We start from the raw sequence: 16,698 nt of genomic DNA, 5'->3' as shown, positions 1-16,698 counted from the left end.
CAATGATCTTGAATAAAGTCTCTGACCTTATTGGTAATACACCGATGTTGGGCATCGATGTTCCGGACACCAACGCGCGATTGTTGTTGAAGATTGAAAAGAACAACCCCGGCGGCAGTATCAAAGACCGCATGGCGCGCAACATGGTGCTGGCGGCGCTCAAGTCCGGTCGCCTGAAACCCGGCGGTGTCGTGGTCGAATCGTCGTCGGGCAATACCGGGATTGGTCTGGCCATGGCCGCGGTCGAGTTCGGTCTGCATTTCATCGCCGTAGTCGATCACCACGCCGCGCAAGACAAGATCGCCGTGATGAAGGCCCTCGGTGCCGACATTCGTTTCGTCAAAGGCACCTATCGCGAAGATGAAGTCGCGGTGGTCGAGCGGCAACAGATGGCTGCCGAACTGGCCAGCGAGATTCCCGGCGCGGTGTTCATGAACCAGTCCGACAATGCGGCCAATGCCGGCGGCTACAGTGATTTCGTCCGCGAAGCCATCGTGCAGGCTGAAGGCGTGGTCGGCGCTTACGTCGGTTGTGTCGGCACCGGCGGTTCGATGACCGGCATCGCTCGCGGCTTGAAAGTGCACAACCCGGACACCGTCACCGTCGCGGTGGAACCGGCCGGTTCGATTGTCTTCGGCCACCCCGGCTATCCCTACTACCAATCCGGCACCGGTACGCCGGCCGGCGACACCGTGGGTCTGGTGCTCGACTACAGCTGCATCGATCTGGGCGTGCAAGTCACCGATTCGCAGGCGTTCGAAACCGCGCGCTACATAGCGCGCAACTTCGCCCTGCTGGTCGGCGGCTCCACTGGCGGTGCGATCTTCAAGGCACTGGAGCTGATCCACAAAGGCGTGCTGAGCGGCAACGTCGTGGTGCCGATCGCCGACGGCGGCGAGAAATACCTGCACACCGTGTTCGACGACAAGTGGCTGCAAGAGCGCGACCTGATCGACCCGAGCATCGCTCCGCAACTGGACGCCTGGCTGGGCAAGACCCACTGGCTGGACAGCGTTTCAGCGCCGCTGCAACTGAGCGTCGCATGACCCACCCTTCATACAGGAACGCCTCTCGATGAATCTGTTGAAAGTCGCCATCTGTGGTGGCGGCAGGACCGGCCATCTCAACGCCATCCTGTTCAAGCAGCTACCCAATGTTCAAGTTTCGATGCACACCCATAATCAGGAGGTCATCGAACAACACGCTCGCCAGACGCCGATGCAGGCGTTGCTGCCGGACGGCTCGACCCTGAGCGCCCGGCTCGATCGGGTGACCAGCGACGCGAAAGCCGCGGTGGAAGATGCCGACATCGTCATCATCACCGTGCCGGCCCATGCGCGTCCGCAAACGTTGAAAGACATCGCGCCGCATCTGACCACCAGCAAACCGGTGTTCATCGGCGCCATTCCCGGCTTCTGCGGTTTCGACTGGCTGGCCGAAGCCACCCTGCCCGATCGACCGAATGTGGTGATCTGGGGCATGAAGGATGTGCCGCACACGGCGTTCGAATTGACCCCGGGACGTTCGATCAAAATGGGCGGCGGCAAAAGCCAGTTGTACGTCGCGACCCACGCCCGGGAGCCACAAACCGCGCGGCGCCAGTTGGAGAAAATATTGATCAGACTGTACGGCCCTTGCGTGACCATGCTCGAGCATTTTCTGGAAATCACCCTGACGCCGGGCAACCCGATCATGCACAGCTCGGTGATCTACGGCCTGATCGGCCCCTACGGCCAGTGGCACCGCAAGATTTTCCCGCAGCGCATGTGCTGGTGGACCGAATGCCCGGAACTCGGCGCGTATTTCCTTGAACGCATGGATCAGGAAAGCCAGCAACTGTGCGCGGTGATCAGCCAGCGTCTGGGTATCGACCTGTCTTCGGTGAAAGCGCTGAAACAGGAAATCGTCGAGGCTTACGGCGAGCAGATCCGCGACCCGAGCAGCATGCTCTCGATCCTGCGCACCAATCAGGCCTACAACGACATCCTTGCGCCGATGGTGCCGGCCGCGGACAACCGCGCCGGTTACGTGATCGAGCGCGAGAGCCGCGCCTTCAACGAAGACGTCGCCTACGGCCTGGTGCTGCTGGTGGAAATGGCCAAGCGTTTCGATCTCAAGGTGCCTTACATCGAGGAAGTCCTGCAGTGGAGCGTGGCCTACATGAATGGCCTGCGCGACTCGGCACTCGACTATTTCCCGCGCCAATGGCCCCACACGACAAGCGCCGCCGCTTGATATCTCTATTCAATTTTCGACGAGCAGACCACTGATATGGATGACTTCAAGACACTGATCGCCTACTCCCGCAAAAACGCCATGCGTCGTCTGGTGCGTTGCCTGTTTGCGGAAAACATTCTCGACCGAGCGGCCCTGAGCTTTTCCGTCGAGGGCAACCAGGCCACGTATCCGCTCAAGGGCGGCCACGCCCATCTGGCCTTTTCCTACATCGCCAAAGGCCCGGCCGATACCGTGGTCAACGACGGCGACGTGGTATTAGTGACCGATGAAGGCGTGCGCCAGCTCATCACCAGCCACCAGGACATGCTCGATGTGCTGCGCGACAGTTTCGACTTCGCCCCGACCGACGAAGGCGTGGCCGGGCTCAAGTCCGACATGGAAAACAGCCTGAGCAACGACGCTCATGCCCGTCAGCATCGCCAGCACTGGAACGCCCGACTGCAGCAGGCCACCAAGGATGTCGGGCTCGACAGCTTCACCGACTACCTGCGCCAGCACGCCAAAACCAAGGACGCCGCCATTCTTCTCGACCAGTGGGGTTCGCTGGAAGGTCACCCGTATTACCCGACCTGGAAAGCCCGCCCGGGCCTGACCGATGAAGAGGTCGAGCAACTGTCGCCCGAGTTCAACGCACAGGTGCCGCTGCGCATCGCCGCACTGCGCGCCGACAACGCGAAAAGCGAAAGCATGCCGCACGTGATCGATTACCGCGCCTGGTTCGCCGAGCATTTCCCGACGCAATGGGCGCAATGGAAAGCCTCGCTCAACAGCAAGGGGCTGGACGAAAACCAATGGCTGCCCTTGCCGATCCACAGCTGGCATTTACAAGCCTACGTGCTGGAAACCTTCGCGCAGGAAATCGCCGACGGCATTCTGATCACCGATGGCCCGGACCTGCCAACCCTGCCGACCATGTCCTATCGCACGATGATGCCGGTACTGGACGAATCCGCGCCGCTGATCAAACTGCCCATCGCCGTGTGGATGACCAGCGAACTGCGCAGCCTGCAAGCCAAGTCGATTCACATGGGGCCGCGCATCAGCACGGTGATCAGCAAGATTCTCGAGACGGAAAACGGCTTCGATCAGCGCCTGGAAATCTTCCCGGAAGAAATCGGTGTGCGTTACAAAAACGCGGTGACGCAGGACGATCACCCGGGCCGTCATCTGTCCGTGGTGTATCGCGCCAGTGCGCCTGCATTCGAACGCAACGATGAGTGCCTGCCGATAACCGTGGCTTCACTGTTCACCCGTTTGCCCGGCAGCGGTCGTCCGCTGTTCACCGATCTGATTGAACGTGACGGCGTGCGCGCCAATGCTGCGCAGGTCGAGCGTTGGTTTCGCGAGTACGCCAAAGTGGTGACTCACCCGGTGGTGGCGATCTACTTGATGTACGGCATCGGCCTTGAGGCGCACCAGCAAAACACCATGGTGCTGTTCTCCCCGGATGGCAAAGCACGTAGTCTGCTGATCCGCGATTTCGGTGATGGCCGCACTTACGCGCCGTTGCTCGAGGGCCGTGGTTACAGCCTGCAACCGCACGTGCAGCCGGGTATTCTGCCGACGGTGTTCTGCGGTGATATCGAGCCGGTGCGCATGTTTGTGCTCGACGCGGCGTTCCTCACGCACTTGCATGAAATGGCCCTGTGGCTGACCAAGGAATACGCTTTCAACAACACACGGCTATGGCAAATCTTGCGCGAAGAAACCGACCTCGCCTTCGAAGCGGTGCGTGACCGGGTCGCGGCAGACGTGTGGGAAACCGAGCACAAGGCGTTCGTCGAAGAGCCATGGCCAACCCGTTCGCTGTTGCGCATGCACTTGATGCAGTACAGCAACTATCGTTTGCAACACACCCTGACCAACCCGCTCGCTAGCGTTTAACCGAGGCTGACTCATGTCCCAAGCAGGTGCCATCCAGGGTTCGAGAGTAAGAATCCTGATTTATCTTCTATTTGCGATCCAGTTGGTATCGATGGGCGCGATGGAAATGAGCGGGCCGTTCTGGCCTGTCCACCTGCGTGGGCTGACGACGTCAGAGTCGCTTTTCAGCTTCGCCAGCATCGCCGTGTACGTCGGGCCGATGCTGGGCATTATTCTCACCAGTGCCTTCTGGGGCCGGATCGGTGATCGCTACGGCCACAAGTTGATGATGATCCGCGCCCTCGCCGGTTTGTCGTTGACCCAGTTGGGGCTGGCGCTCTTCAGTGATATCTGGGTGATTCTGATCCTGCGCTTTCTGCAAGGCGCGTTTGCCGGCTATATCGCCCCGGCACAGGCCTACGGCGTGAGCATTGAAGCGCCGTCGCGGCGCGCACGGCTGTTCGCCATTCTGCAGATCTCGACCAATGTCGGCTCGCTGCTGGGTGCGGTGGTCGGCGGTTTGATCCTCGATTACGCGACGTTCTTCTGGATCAACATCATCGCTTCGGCGCTGTGTGCGGTGTGTACCGTGATCGCCGCCGTGACCTTGCCAGACGTGCCGCCAGTGAAGAAAGCCGTGGTCGCCGACAAAACTGCGCCGGTTCGTTCCGGCAGCCTCTGGCAAGGCTCACCATTGCTGTCGCTGCTCGGTGTGATGGGCATTCTGTTGCTGGCGCGGATGCTGCCGCAGACCTCGTTTTCGCTGTATGTCAGCTCGGTGTTCGAGGTCAGCAATTCGGTGGTCGGTCTGTGCTACGGCTTGCTGGCGCTGGGCTTCATTCTGTCGGCCACGGCGTGGTCGCGTTATTTCGAACACCGTGGTCAGCAGGACACCTTGCAGCGCATGACTTACGTGGTCATCGGCTGCATCGTCCTCACTGCGGTGGCAGGCGTCACCCACAACCCAGTGGTGTTCGTTATTGCCTACTTCATCTGGGGTGTGTTGCTGGGTGCGACCACGCCGGTGTTGATGGCGCTGATCTCGAAGACCGCCGACAGCTCGCAACAGGGTCATGTACTGGGCATCGCTCAGGGCACTGCGCAATTCGCTTCGATTGCGGGGATTTCCGCCGGCGGCCTGCTCAGTCAGGTCTACGGTTTGCAGTACACCTATCTGTTTGTTTGCCTCGCTTACGTCGTCGCACTGATCCCGATCGTCGCGTTGCGCTACTGGCCGGCGGCGATGCAAGCAAGCCCTGCCCCGGACGGCGAATGATCAAGGAGTCTGCTTTTGAATATTGAACAACTGCGCGCCGACACCCCCGCCGTCGCGCAACTGATCCACTTCAACAATGCCGGCGCGGCGCTGATGCCCGCGCCGGTGATCGAAACGATGACCCGTCATATTCAGCTTGAAGCGAGTCTCGGCGGCTATGAAGCTGCCGGACGGCAATCGGCCGACCTGGAAAACGTGTATGGCACCATCGGCCGTTTGATCAACGCCCAGCCTGATGAAATTGCGGTGATCGAGAACGCGACCCGCGCCTGGGACATGGCGTTCTACTCCTTGCCGCTGCAACCCGGCGATGTGGTGCTGACGTCGACCACCGAATACGCCGGCAACTACATTCCCTATCTGCAAATGAAGCAGCGGCGTGGCATCGAGATTCGGGTCATCCCCAATGATGAACACGGCCAGGTTTCCCTGTCGGCACTAACGACCATGCTCGAGGATGATCGGGTCGCGCTGATCTCGCTGCCGGTGATCGCCACCAATGGCGGCCCGGTGCAGCCCATCGAGCAGATCGGCGCCCTCGCCCGTTCGGCTGGCGTGCTGTTTCTGCTCGACGCGTGTCAGGGTGTCGGGCAGATGCCGATCGACGTGCAGAAAATCGGCTGCCACATGCTCGCAGCCACCAGCCGCAAATACCTGCGCGGGCCGCGCGGGATGGGTTTTTTGTATGTCGAAAAGTCTCTGTGCCAGAACCTTGAGCCGGCGTTTCTCGACTTGCATGCCGCCGCGTTGCAGAGCGCCGACACGTTCACCATCCGCGCCGACGCCCGACGCTTCGAGAACTGGGAATGCAACGTCGCCGCCAAGCTGGGCCTCGGTGCGGCGGTGGAATATGCGCTGGCGCAAGGCATCGAGCCGATGTGGTTGCGGATTCAGCAATTGGCCGGTTACCTGCGCCAGCGACTACTTGAGATTCCCGGCGTCACGCCACAGGATCCGGGGCTACAGAAATCCGGGATCGTCACGTTCACCCATCAAAACCACAGCGCCGCGCAGGTGCAACAGTGGCTGGCCGGCCAGGAAAAGCGCATCAACGTCAGCACCTCGACGTTCCGCTCGACCCTGCTCGACATGCAGCACAGGGACTTGCTGGAGGTCAGCCGTGCCTCGGTGCATGCGTACAACACCGAGGCGGAAATCGACACGATGGTCGCTGCACTGCGCGGTTTGCAGGGCGTCTGAACAGGACACCAATCGGCGCTTGCGTCCCAGCGGCTTTGTAAACTAGCATTGGGAATACTTCTCAATTGCATGAAAATCTGCAGCCATGAGCGAAACCCTTCCCGCGAATAATGCCAATCACCTGCGCGCGATCGAAGCCCTGTACAGCGGCCATCACGGCTGGCTGTACGCGACGCTGAGAAAAAAACTGGGAAACGCCATGGATGCGGCGGATCTGGCGCAGGACACCTTCACGCGCATCCTCGCCTCGCAAGTCACCGTCATTGAGCAGCCGCGCGCGTATCTGAGCTGCGTGGCCAAGGGCATTCTGGTCAACTGGTATCAGCGCAAGGCGCTGGAACGTGCCTACCTGGACGCCCTCGCCCATGTGCCGGCGCCGGAAGTGCCTTCGCCGGAATTGCGTTTCATGGTGCTGGAAACCCTGCACGAAATCGACGCGATGCTCGACGCCCTGCCGCCGCTGGTCAAACGCGCATTCCTGCTGTCGCAGATCAGCGGGCTGAAATACGACGACATCGCCGAGCAGTTGGGTGTGTCGCTGATCACCGTCAAACGCTACATGAAGCAAGCCTTCGTGCAGTGCCTGTTGCTGGTGGAGTGAATGCTCAGCCGCCGCCATGAGCCGCACCTCGATCACCAGGCCCTGGAAGAAGCCGCCGACTGGTTGATCCGCATGAGTGAAGGCGAACTCAGCGACAGCGAACGCGGCGAATGGGAATACTGGAAAGCCAGCACTCCCGAGCGCAGTCGTGCCTGGGCCCGCGCGCAGTTGCTGCAGACCAAACTCGGCGGCCTGCCACCCTCACTGGCAATGTCGGCGCTCGATCGCCCGAGCAGCCCGGAACGACGTGCGGCGCTGGGCAAACTGGCGATGATTCTGGCGATCCTGCCGGCCGGTTGGGGCAGCTGGAAGCTGGCAGAGTCGCAGCAATGGTCAGCCGACTACCGCACAGCGATTGGCCAGCAACGCGAGCTGACCCTGGCCGACGGTTCGAAAATCACCCTGAACACCGACACCGCCATCGACGTGCGGTTCGACGCCAATCAACGCCTCATCCACCTGCGCGAAGGCGAAATACTGGTGCAGACCGCGCCGGACATTTCACCGCTGGCGCGACCGTTTCTGGTCAGCACCCGTCACGGCCGCATGCAGGCGCTGGGTACGCGTTTCACCGTGCGCGAACTGCAACCGCGCACCCACCTCGCGGTACTGGAAGGCGCGGTCAAAGTCGAGCTCGCGGACAATCGCCAGACCTCGCCACTGATCGTCAACGCCGGTCAACGCACCGACTTCTCGTCCCACACCTTTGGCCAGCTCAGCGTTGCCGACCGTTATGTCGGTGCCTGGAGTCAAGGCATGCTGATGGCTGACAAGATGCGCCTGGCCGACTTCGTCGAAGAACTGACGCGCTATCGCCGTGGCTTCGTGCGCCTCGATCCGGCGCTTGCCGATCTGCGCATTTCCGGCGCCTACCCGATCAGCGACAGCCAGCGCACCCTGAACATGCTGGCGCAAACCTACCCGATCCTCGTCAGCGGCCATTTGAATGGCTACTGGGTCATGCTCTCTCCGGCCTGAGTGAAAAAATATTTGCCTTAGGCTGATACTTTTTCCGATCTCGACTGGCTATTGGGGAGAAGCACCTTTTCGTCCTGTTTATAGGCTCATTCATCCATGCTTGCCGCACGCCATCTGCGCCCGGAACGTCAGCTCAAACCCGTTGTTCGCAGTGCGTTGCTAAGCCTTGTTCTGATCGGTGCCGTTTGCCCGTTTGTCTTGGCCGCCGTGCCGGTGCAACTGGACGCTGTCGCGGTTCGTGCCTACAACATTCCTGCCGGGCCACTGGGTGCGACCCTGTCGAGCTTCGCCGTGGACGCCAACATTGCCCTGTCGTTCGAGCCCTCGCTGGCCGAAGGCCTGACCAACCCTGCGCTGATCGGTCATTACTCAACGCAAGAGGCGGTCACTCGCTTGCTGGCCGGCAGTGGCCTGGACATGGTCTTGCGCAACGACGGCAGCTACACATTGGTGCAGCGCCGGGTGACGCTGGATGAAACCGCCGTGATCGGCACCGACAAGCGCAGCGATGCCCTACCGCAGGTGTATGCAGGTGGCCAGGTCGCCAATGGCGGACGTCTGGGCTTGCTCGGCAACACTGACGTGATGGACGCGCCGTTCAGCATCAGCACCTACACCTCGGCGCTGATCAAGGATCAACAGGCCGTCACCGTCGGCGATGTGCTGGAACGTGACTCCTCGGTGCGCTCCACTGGCCAGACCGGCGGGATTGTCGACTCGTTCTTCATCCGTGGCTTTCCCGTCGGCGAAGGCAACCTCGGTGAACTGGCCTTCGACGGCGTGTATGGCGTGGCGCCCAATTACCGGGTGTTCACCGAATACGCCGAGCGCATCGAACTGGTCAAAGGCCCCGGCGCCCTGCTCTATGGCATGTCACCCAACAACGCGGTGGGCGGCGTGATCAACGTGGTGCCGAAACGCTCCCTCGATGAAGACCTGACCCGTTTCACCGCCAGTTACGCCATGGATGCTCAGGCCGGTGGCCATCTCGATGTCAGTCGCCGCTTCGGTGAAGAACGCCGCTTCGGTGTGCGCTTCAACGGCAGTACGCAACTGGGCAACACGGCGATCGACGATCAATCGCGGCATGTCGACATCGGCGCGATCTCCCTCGATTACCAGGGCGACCGCCTGCGCATGACCTTCGACTGGCTCAACCAGAAAGAAAGCTTCGACGCCGCTTCGCGACCGTTCCTGATTGCTCCAGGCGTGGACATTCCTTCCGCCGCCAACGGCCGCAGCAACGTCAGTCAGGATTGGGGCTGGTCGCGAACCCAGGACAAATCGGCGCTGCTCAGCAGCGAATACGACCTCAGCGATGCGTTGACGGTATTCGCCCATGCCGGCGGCGGCAAATCGGATGTGGCGCGAATGTCCGACCAGACGCCGACCATTATCAATGCCGCTGGCGACACCTCGTCGATCCCCGGTTATTACAAGTTCGAAGTCGAGCGTTACACCGTTGATGCCGGTGCGCGGCTGCGCTTCGATACCGGGCCGATCAGTCACCGCACCACCGTGCAAGTCAGTCGCTATCGCGATGTGTTGTCGCGCGGGATCATTTCCGGCGCACCGATCCTGTCGAACATTTATCACCCGGTGGATCGCCCGCAACCTTACATCCCCAAGCCGGATACGCCGAAGGTCTCGCAGAGCGAACTGACTGGCGTGGCGCTTGCCGACACGCTGTCGATTCTCGATGACCGCGCGCAGGTAACCCTGGGCTTGCGCAAACAGAACATCAAATCCGACAACTACAACGCCGCCGGCGTGGTGACCACGTCCTACGACGACGGCCGGACGACACCGTTGTTCGGCGCGGTGATCAAGCCTTGGGATCACGTTTCGTTCTACTACAACTACCTCGAAGGGCTGAGCAAGGGCGACATCGCGCCTTCCACCGCGTCCAACGCTGGCGAGATCTTTGCCCCTTATGTTTCCCGCCAGCACGAACTCGGGGTCAAAGCCGATTACGGCACGTTTACCTCCACCATCAGCCTGTTTCAAATCACCAAACCCAGCGGCGAACTGGCCTCCGGGGTGTTCTCGGTACAAGGCGAACAGCGCAATCGCGGGCTGGAGCTGAACGTGTTTGGCGAAGTCACGCCGGGCACTCGCCTGCTCGGCGGCGTGACGTTGCTCAATGCCGAACTGACGAAAACCGGCGTGGCCGCCAACCGCGGCAATAAACCGGTCGGCGTGCCCGAGGTTCAGGCCAACCTCTGGGCCGAATGGGACACCTCTTGGGTCGAGGGGCTGACACTGACCGGAGGCGCGATCCACACCGGCAGCCAGTACGTGAACCAGGCCAACACACAAAAACTCGATGACTGGACCCGCTTCGATGTCGGCGCCCGCTACAGCACGCGCATCGATGATCGACCGACCACGTTTCGCGCCACCGTGCAGAACGTGTTCGATCACGAGTACTGGTCGGGCGTCGCCTCTTATGGCGCGTTCTCCCAAGGCTCACCGCGCACCTTATTACTGTCGGCGACTGTCGATTTCTGAAACGTTCAGCCGGACAGCGGTGTGAGCCGTTGGCCGAACTGACCTTTGCAAAGGCTTTGACCATGGTGATTTTCGATCGACGCAGCCTCGCGCTGGCTGCGCTGTTACTGGCAGGACTGCTGAGCCTGTCTGCGCTGGCGCCGCGCAATGCAAACGCCAGCGAAGCGGATACGGCGCGCACCGAAGTGACCGATCTGCTCGGGCGCAAGGTCAAGGTGCATCTGCCGGTCAGACGGGTCATCCTCGGTGAAGGCCGGCAGTTGTATCTGGTCGCCGCACTGGACACACAAAACCCGATCGAACGCATCGTCGGTTGGCGCAAGGATCTGATCCAGTCCGACCCGGACACCTACAACGCCTACCTGCGCAAATTCCCCGGCATTGCCAAGATCCCCACCTTCGGCGGCTTTGAAGACGGCACCTTTGATATCGAACAAGCGATCTCGCAGCGCCCGGACGTAATCATCCTCAATATCGAAGCGCAGCACGCCACCGAAGATGCGCGCTATATCGAGAAGCTCGACGCGTTGGGCATCCCGGTGGTGTACGTCGACTTTCGCAACAACCCGATGCAGAACACCGAACCGACCATGCGTCTGTTCGGCAAACTGTTCGGTAAAGAGCAACGCGCCGAAGCCTTCATTGATTTTCGCAATCAGCAGATTCACCGCGTCACCGACGTCATCGAGAAACAACAACCATCGCGCCCGAGTGTGTTCATCGAGCGCATCGGCGGCTACACCGACGATTGCTGCCTGAGTTTCGGTAATGAAAACTTTGGCTTGTTTGTCGACATGGCCGGCGGCAACAACATCGCCCGGGGGATCATCCCGACCACGTTCGGCCAGTTGAATCCCGAGCAAGTCATCGTCGCCAATCCGGCGCACGTGGTGGTCACCACGGCCAACTGGGAAGCCTTTGCACCCGGTGGCCATTGGGTCGGTGTCGGGCCCGGCGCCGACATGAACCAGGCACGGAAAAAACTCGCGTGGTACACCCAGCGTCCGGCCTACGCCGGAATCAAGGCTCAGGAGACACAAGCCTTTCACGCCATCTGGCATCAGTTCTACAACAGCCCCTACCAGTTCGTGGCCATTCAGCAATTGGCCAAATGGTTTCACCCGGGGCTGTTTGCCGATCTCGACCCGGACGCCTCATTCCGTGAACTGCACGAGCGTTTTCTGCCCGTGCCGTATGAGTCGGGCTACTTCGTCAGCCTGCGCAATCCTGAGGTCAAACCATGAGTTCATTGACCGACACCGTCGAGGTGCAGCGCGAAACCTATCGGCGACTGGTGTTGCGTAAACGCCTGATACTCGCCGGGCTGGTGATTCTGTTGTTGTGCAGTGTACTGCTCGATCTGGCACTGGGCCCGGCAAGTTACAGTTTCAGCGAAGTGCTCGGCGCCCTGTTTTCGCCGGACAGCGCGTCTCCACAAGTGCGCGTGGTGATGTGGGATATTCGTTTGCCGGTAGCGCTGATGGCGGTGGCCGTTGGCGCGGCGTTATCGCTGGCCGGCGCGCAGATGCAGACCATCCTCAACAACCCGTTGGCCAGTCCGTTCACCTTGGGCATTTCCGCCGCCGCCAGTTTCGGCGCGGCACTGGGCCTGGCCTTCGGTGTGGCGTTGTTCCCGCTGGCCGCGCAGTTCATGGTGCCGCTCAACGCCTTCATCATGGCCATGCTCTCGGCGCTGTTGATTCACTTTCTGAGCATGCGCCGTGGCGTCACTGCCGAAACCATCGTACTGCTCGGCATCGCGCTGGTATTCACTTTCAATGCGCTGTTGGCGCTGGTGCAGTTCTTCGCCACCGAACAAGCCGTCGCCGCCGTGGTGTTCTGGACCATGGGCAGCCTGACCAAAGCCACCTGGCCGAAACTCGGAGTGATCTGTCTGGTGATCCTGATCACCCTGCCGATTTTCGCCAAACGTGCCTGGGCCTTGACCGCCCTGCGTTTGGGTGACGACAAGGCTGCCAGTTTCGGCATCAATGTGCGCAGCCTGCGCTTTCAGACGCTGATCATGGTCAGCCTGCTCGCCTCGTTTCCCGTAGCGTTTGTCGGCACCATCGGTTTTATCGGTCTGGTCGGGCCGCACATCGCGCGCATGCTGATCGGTGAAGATCAGCGCTTCTTTTTGCCGGCCTCCTTGCTCACCGGCTCGTTGATTCTCTCGGCCAGTTCGGTGGTCAGCAAGACCCTGATCCCCGGTGCGATTTTCCCTATCGGCGTGGTCACCTCGCTGATCGGCGTACCGTTCTTCATTTCATTGATTCTCGGCGGGAAGAAAAACTCATGGTGACGCTGCAACTGGAAAATCTCGGCGCGCGCTACGGTCAGCGCGAGATCATTCGTGGTGTCTCGACGGCGACGTTTTTTGGCGGTCAGGTGGTGGCTGTGGTCGGGCCCAACGCGGCCGGCAAATCGACGTTGTTCAAACGTATGGCCGGGCTGATCGACGGGCCGGGTCAGGTCATCCTGAAAGAATCGAAAAAAGGCCCGACGGGCATCAGCTACATGCCGCAAGGCCTGAATGCCAGTGCGCGTTTGACGGTGTACGAATCCGTGCTGCTGGCGCGCAAGCAACTGACCCCGGGCTGGGTGGTCCACGATGATGAGCTGAAACTGGTCGACGAGATTCTCGCCGCGCTGGGCATCACCAGGCTGTCGTTTCGTAACCTTGGTGAACTCAGCGGCGGTCAGCAGCAGTTGGTCTCCATCGCCCAGACGCTGGTGCGCGAACCGGAAATCCTGCTGATGGACGAACCGACCAGCGCCCTCGACATGCATCGACAAGTGCAAGTGCTGAACTTCATGCGCAGCCTCGCGCGCCAACGCGAGGTGATTGTGTTCATAGCCATCCATGATCTGAATCAGGCGTTGCGTTTCGCCGATCAGGTACTGGTGATTGATGATGGCACCAGTCAGGGCAGCGGCCCGAGCAGTGAAGTGATCACCGAGCAGATGCTGCGCGATGTCTATCAGGTCGAGGCGCGGATCGAGCAGTGCAGCAAAGGGCTGTCGCATATCCTGATCGACGACATCGTCTGATCTGCGGCGATCACGGATCGACTTGCGCCATCAACTCTGGCACCGATTCCGGGCGCTTGGCGTAGCGCTGAGCCAGCACCGCACAGACCATCAACTGAATCTGATGGAACAGCATCAACGGCAGGATCAGCACGCCAATCGTGCTGCCAGCGAACAACACCTGCGCCATCGGCACGCCGGTGGCCAGGCTCTTTTTCGAGCCGCAGAACAGAATGGTGATGCGGTCTTCCTGGCTGAAGCCAAAGGCCTTGCCGAGCAACGTCGACGCCAACAGCACCAGCGCCAGCAGAATGCAGCAGACCACCACCAATCCCAGCAGATCAACGACCGGAATCTGATGCCAGATGCCCTCGTTGACCGCCTCGCTGAACGCGCCGTAAACCACCAACAGAATCGAGCCCTGATCAACGAACTTCAGCCAGTTCTTGTTGCGCCCGACCCACGCGCCGATCCAGCGCCGGGCGATCTGCCCGGCGATGAATGGCAGCAGTAATTGCACGCTGATTTTCAGGATCGCATCCAGCGTCGAACCGCCATCACCGTGAACGTCGAGCAACAGCGTCACCAACAACGGCGTGAGGAAAATCCCGAACAGGCTCGATGCCGCCGCACTACAAATCGCCGCCGGAATATTGCCCCGCGCCAGCGAGGTGAATGCGATCGCCGACTGCACCGTGGCCGGCAGTGCGCACAGGTAGAGCATGCCCATGTACAGCTTGTCGCCGATCAGCGGTGACAGCAGCGGTTTGAGCGCCAGGCCCAGTAACGGGAAAAGGACAAACGTCAAACCGAACACCAGCAAATGCAGGCGCCAGTGGCCGGCGCCGGCAATGATCGATTCACGGGACAGTTTGGCGCCATGCAGGAAAAACAGCAGGGCGATGGCGATGTTGGTCAGCCAGCCGAAGCCGACGGCGACCTGGCCGCTGGCCGGTAGAAAACTGGCCAGCAGCACGACGCCAATCAGTGTCAGGGTGAAGTTATCAGGTAAAAAACGTGGGCGAGTCATGGTCGGTTCATCCGGGGGTTGCCAGTGCGTGCCGACGACTCTAACGTGACTGCCAATTACCGACTAACGCCGAAGGGCCACAAGATGCCGCCTAAAGGACATGACAAGAGCGTTCGCCGCAGCATTCCCGGGCTGCCCAGCCTGCCGCGTCCACTCTACGGGCGCACCGAATCACTGCCCAATCGCGCCCTGACCCGGCGTCACAGTCACCCGTGGGTGCAGTTGTCCTACGCGATTCAGGGCGTGCTGGAAATCCAGACCAGCGCCGGCCGCTTCGTCGCCCCGCCGGAGCGCGCCGTGTGGATCCCGGCCGGTGTGCCGCATCGGGTATTCAGCTCGCCGCACACGGAAATGCGCAGCCTCTACATCGATTGCAGCGTCGCCGGATGGGCGCTCGAGCGTTGTCACGTGCTCGGCGTCAGCGATCTGCTCAGGGAACTGATCCGCGCGTTCAGTCAGGTTCCGGTGGAATACGACCAGAGCGGCCCGCATGGACGCCTCGCTCAAGTGATCCTCGATCAACTGGCCGAAGCGCCGCAGATCGACCTGATGTTGCCGTTGCCACAAGACGCACGCTTGAAGCAGATCTACCTGAGCCTTGAACAACACCCGGAACAGCAGACCACACTGAGCCACTGGAGCAAGAAGTTCGGCGTCACCGAAAAGACCCTCACGCGCCTGTTTCTGCGCGACACCGGCCTGACCTTCCGCGCATGGCGCCAGCGCTTGCGTTTGCTCGGCGCGCTGACACCGCTGGAGAAAGGCGAACGCGTTACCGACGTCGCGCTGGCCTGTGGTTACGACTCGACGTCGGCGTTTATCGCGGCGTTTCGACAGCAGTTTGGTGAAACGCCCGGTGAGTTTTTTCGCTGATCAGCGATCCGCCAGTTCTTCCAGCAAGTCCGCTGACGGCACGAAATAGAGGCTGCCAGTCACGGCCGTGCTGAAATCCAGCAACTTGTCGTAGTTGCCCGGCGGCTTGCCGACAAACATGTTTTCCAGCATTTGCTCGATCGGCTCGGGCGAGCGCGCGTAGCCGATGAAGAAGGTGCCGAACTCCCCTGCTCCGGGCCGGCCGAACGGCATGTTGTCACGGAGGATTTTCACTTCCTCGCCGTCAGCGTTGGTGATGGTGGTCAGCGCGCTGTGCGAGTTGCTCGGTTTGACCGCGTCATCCAGTTCGATATCGGACAGCTTGGTGCGCCCGATCACGCGTTCCTGAGCTTCAACGCTCAAGCCGTTCCACGCGGTCATGTTGTGCAGGTACTTCTGCACCAGCACGTAACTGCCGCCGCTGAAGCCCGGATCTTCGTCACCGACGATGGTGAAATTCACCGCTTTACGCCCGACCGGGTTTTCCGTGCCGTCGACAAATCCGATGATGCTGCGCATGTCGAAATAGCGGAAACCCTGAACCTCGTCGACCACCGTTACGGCATCGCCGAGCACCGCCATGATTTGCGTGGCCAGTTCAAAACACAGGTCCATTTGATCGGCGCGAATGTGTAGCAGCAGATCGCCCGGGGTTGCCGGGGCATGTCGCCCTTCCCCGCCAAATTCGCGAAAACCGTGCAGCGACGCCGGGCGCGGATGGCCGAACAGGCGATCCCAGGCGTTCGAGGAAAAGCCGCAGATGCAGGTCAGATTGCCGGTCGGGACGCGCTTGCCAACCGAACGCACCAGCCCGGCGACATCGCCGCACCAGTCTTTGACGGTTTGCGCGGCTTCAGTCCCCGCATTCAGCGTTGCGACGATGAAAATCGCGCTGCTGGTGATCGGACTGCACACCGCTTGAGGTTCGAGAATGTCGGTATTCATCGCTGAAAACATTGCTCCGTAAAAAGTGCCCGAGCTGTTAACGAGGGCGGATAGTTCGTTTTTATCGAACTGTTGCGCAGAAATAAACGATTTTTCTTTACCGCAAAGTCGTCGCTAGCATGGCCCCGTCTGACCCCAATCCAAGAATAGACA

14 protein-coding genes are annotated in these 16,698 nt (G+C 60.8%); 12 read left to right on the top strand and 2 right to left on the bottom strand.

Annotated elements, in window-relative coordinates:
- Positions 1-2: 2 nt before the first annotated feature.
- The 11 genes from HU718_RS12865 to HU718_RS12815 all read left to right on the top strand — a co-directional run bounded on the left by HU718_RS12865 (position 3) and on the right by HU718_RS12815 (position 13,718).
- On the top strand, positions 3-1,046 hold the full coding sequence (locus HU718_RS12865) for a PLP-dependent cysteine synthase family protein (protein WP_150707586.1): 1,044 nt from the start codon (positions 3-5) through the stop codon (positions 1,044-1,046).
- A gap of 28 nt (positions 1,047-1,074) precedes the next feature.
- Complete coding sequence (locus tag HU718_RS12860; protein ID WP_186614411.1) at positions 1,075-2,235, top strand: NAD/NADP-dependent octopine/nopaline dehydrogenase family protein; 1,161 nt, start codon at positions 1,075-1,077, stop codon at positions 2,233-2,235.
- 36 nt (positions 2,236-2,271) lie between these two features.
- Complete coding sequence (locus tag HU718_RS12855; protein WP_186614410.1) at positions 2,272-4,122, top strand: IucA/IucC family protein; 1,851 nt, start codon at positions 2,272-2,274, stop codon at positions 4,120-4,122.
- 13 nt (positions 4,123-4,135) lie between these two features.
- Complete coding sequence (locus tag HU718_RS12850) at positions 4,136-5,377, top strand: MFS transporter (protein WP_150707583.1); 1,242 nt, start codon at positions 4,136-4,138, stop codon at positions 5,375-5,377.
- A gap of 15 nt (positions 5,378-5,392) precedes the next feature.
- Positions 5,393-6,577: an aminotransferase class V-fold PLP-dependent enzyme gene (locus tag HU718_RS12845; protein WP_186614407.1), complete on the top strand. Its 1,185-nt coding sequence runs from the start codon at positions 5,393-5,395 to the stop codon at positions 6,575-6,577.
- Positions 6,578-6,662: 85 nt separating this feature from the next.
- Complete coding sequence (locus tag HU718_RS12840; RefSeq protein WP_016987079.1) at positions 6,663-7,178, top strand: sigma-70 family RNA polymerase sigma factor; 516 nt, start codon at positions 6,663-6,665, stop codon at positions 7,176-7,178.
- On the top strand, positions 7,179-8,156 hold the full coding sequence (locus HU718_RS12835) for a FecR domain-containing protein (protein ID WP_186614405.1): 978 nt from the start codon (positions 7,179-7,181) through the stop codon (positions 8,154-8,156).
- A 96-nt stretch (positions 8,157-8,252) separates the two neighbouring features.
- The gene (locus HU718_RS12830) at positions 8,253-10,667 is read left to right on the top strand and encodes a TonB-dependent receptor (protein ID WP_186614403.1); all 2,415 of its coding nucleotides are present in this window, start codon (positions 8,253-8,255) and stop codon (positions 10,665-10,667) included.
- A 62-nt stretch (positions 10,668-10,729) separates the two neighbouring features.
- On the top strand, positions 10,730-11,911 hold the full coding sequence (locus HU718_RS12825; RefSeq protein ID WP_186614401.1) for an ABC transporter substrate-binding protein: 1,182 nt from the start codon (positions 10,730-10,732) through the stop codon (positions 11,909-11,911).
- Complete coding sequence (locus HU718_RS12820) at positions 11,908-12,969, top strand: FecCD family ABC transporter permease (RefSeq protein WP_093437627.1); 1,062 nt, start codon at positions 11,908-11,910, stop codon at positions 12,967-12,969. The genes HU718_RS12825 and HU718_RS12820 overlap by 4 nt, the downstream gene beginning before the upstream one ends.
- Complete coding sequence (locus HU718_RS12815) at positions 12,963-13,718, top strand: ABC transporter ATP-binding protein (protein WP_186614399.1); 756 nt, start codon at positions 12,963-12,965, stop codon at positions 13,716-13,718. The genes HU718_RS12820 and HU718_RS12815 overlap by 7 nt, the downstream gene beginning before the upstream one ends.
- Before the next feature lie 10 nt (positions 13,719-13,728).
- On the opposite strand, the gene HU718_RS12810 is transcribed toward HU718_RS12815, so the two are convergent.
- Positions 13,729-14,727 carry a bile acid:sodium symporter family protein gene (locus HU718_RS12810; protein WP_110720925.1) on the bottom strand — a complete coding sequence of 333 codons (999 nt, stop codon included), beginning with the start codon at positions 14,725-14,727 and terminating at the stop codon, positions 13,729-13,731.
- An 84-nt stretch (positions 14,728-14,811) separates the two neighbouring features.
- Here HU718_RS12810 and HU718_RS12805 point away from each other — a divergent pair, with 84 nt between their 5' ends.
- Positions 14,812-15,600, top strand: coding sequence for an AraC family transcriptional regulator (locus HU718_RS12805; RefSeq protein WP_186614397.1), 789 nt, complete (start codon positions 14,812-14,814; stop codon positions 15,598-15,600).
- Here HU718_RS12805 and HU718_RS12800 read toward each other — a convergent pair whose 3' ends face one another.
- Entirely contained in the window at positions 15,601-16,545 is a 945-nt protein-coding gene (locus tag HU718_RS12800) for a Dyp-type peroxidase (RefSeq protein ID WP_186614395.1), read from the bottom strand. It abuts the gene before it with no gap.
- Positions 16,546-16,698: the final 153 nt, after the last annotated feature.

This window comes from Pseudomonas tensinigenes, assembly GCF_014268445.2.
Taxonomy (GTDB): Bacteria; Pseudomonadota; Gammaproteobacteria; order Pseudomonadales; family Pseudomonadaceae; genus Aquipseudomonas; species Aquipseudomonas tensinigenes.
Note: the sequence above shows the minus strand (reverse complement) of the source record. Positions and strands in the feature narration are given on the sequence as shown.

Bases quoted from the DNA above. Each gene is read 5' to 3' on its own strand.
- HU718_RS12865 (WP_150707586.1), top strand. From the start codon at position 3: ATGATCTTGAATAAAGTCTCTGACCTTATTGGTAATACACCGATGTTG.
- HU718_RS12860 (WP_186614411.1), top strand. From the start codon at position 1,075: ATGAATCTGTTGAAAGTCGCCATCTGTGGTGGCGGCAGGACCGGCCAT.
- HU718_RS12855 (WP_186614410.1), top strand. From the start codon at position 2,272: ATGGATGACTTCAAGACACTGATCGCCTACTCCCGCAAAAACGCCATG.
- HU718_RS12850 (WP_150707583.1), top strand. From the start codon at position 4,136: ATGTCCCAAGCAGGTGCCATCCAGGGTTCGAGAGTAAGAATCCTGATT.
- HU718_RS12840 (WP_016987079.1), top strand. From the start codon at position 6,663: ATGAGCGAAACCCTTCCCGCGAATAATGCCAATCACCTGCGCGCGATC.
- HU718_RS12835 (WP_186614405.1), top strand. From the start codon at position 7,179: ATGCTCAGCCGCCGCCATGAGCCGCACCTCGATCACCAGGCCCTGGAA.
- HU718_RS12830 (WP_186614403.1), top strand. From the start codon at position 8,253: ATGCTTGCCGCACGCCATCTGCGCCCGGAACGTCAGCTCAAACCCGTT.
- HU718_RS12825 (WP_186614401.1), top strand. From the start codon at position 10,730: ATGGTGATTTTCGATCGACGCAGCCTCGCGCTGGCTGCGCTGTTACTG.
- HU718_RS12820 (WP_093437627.1), top strand. From the start codon at position 11,908: ATGAGTTCATTGACCGACACCGTCGAGGTGCAGCGCGAAACCTATCGG.
- HU718_RS12815 (WP_186614399.1), top strand. From the start codon at position 12,963: ATGGTGACGCTGCAACTGGAAAATCTCGGCGCGCGCTACGGTCAGCGC.
- HU718_RS12810 (WP_110720925.1), bottom strand. From the start codon at position 14,727: ATGACTCGCCCACGTTTTTTACCTGATAACTTCACCCTGACACTGATT.
- HU718_RS12805 (WP_186614397.1), top strand. From the start codon at position 14,812: ATGCCGCCTAAAGGACATGACAAGAGCGTTCGCCGCAGCATTCCCGGG.
- HU718_RS12800 (WP_186614395.1), bottom strand. From the start codon at position 16,545: ATGAATACCGACATTCTCGAACCTCAAGCGGTGTGCAGTCCGATCACC.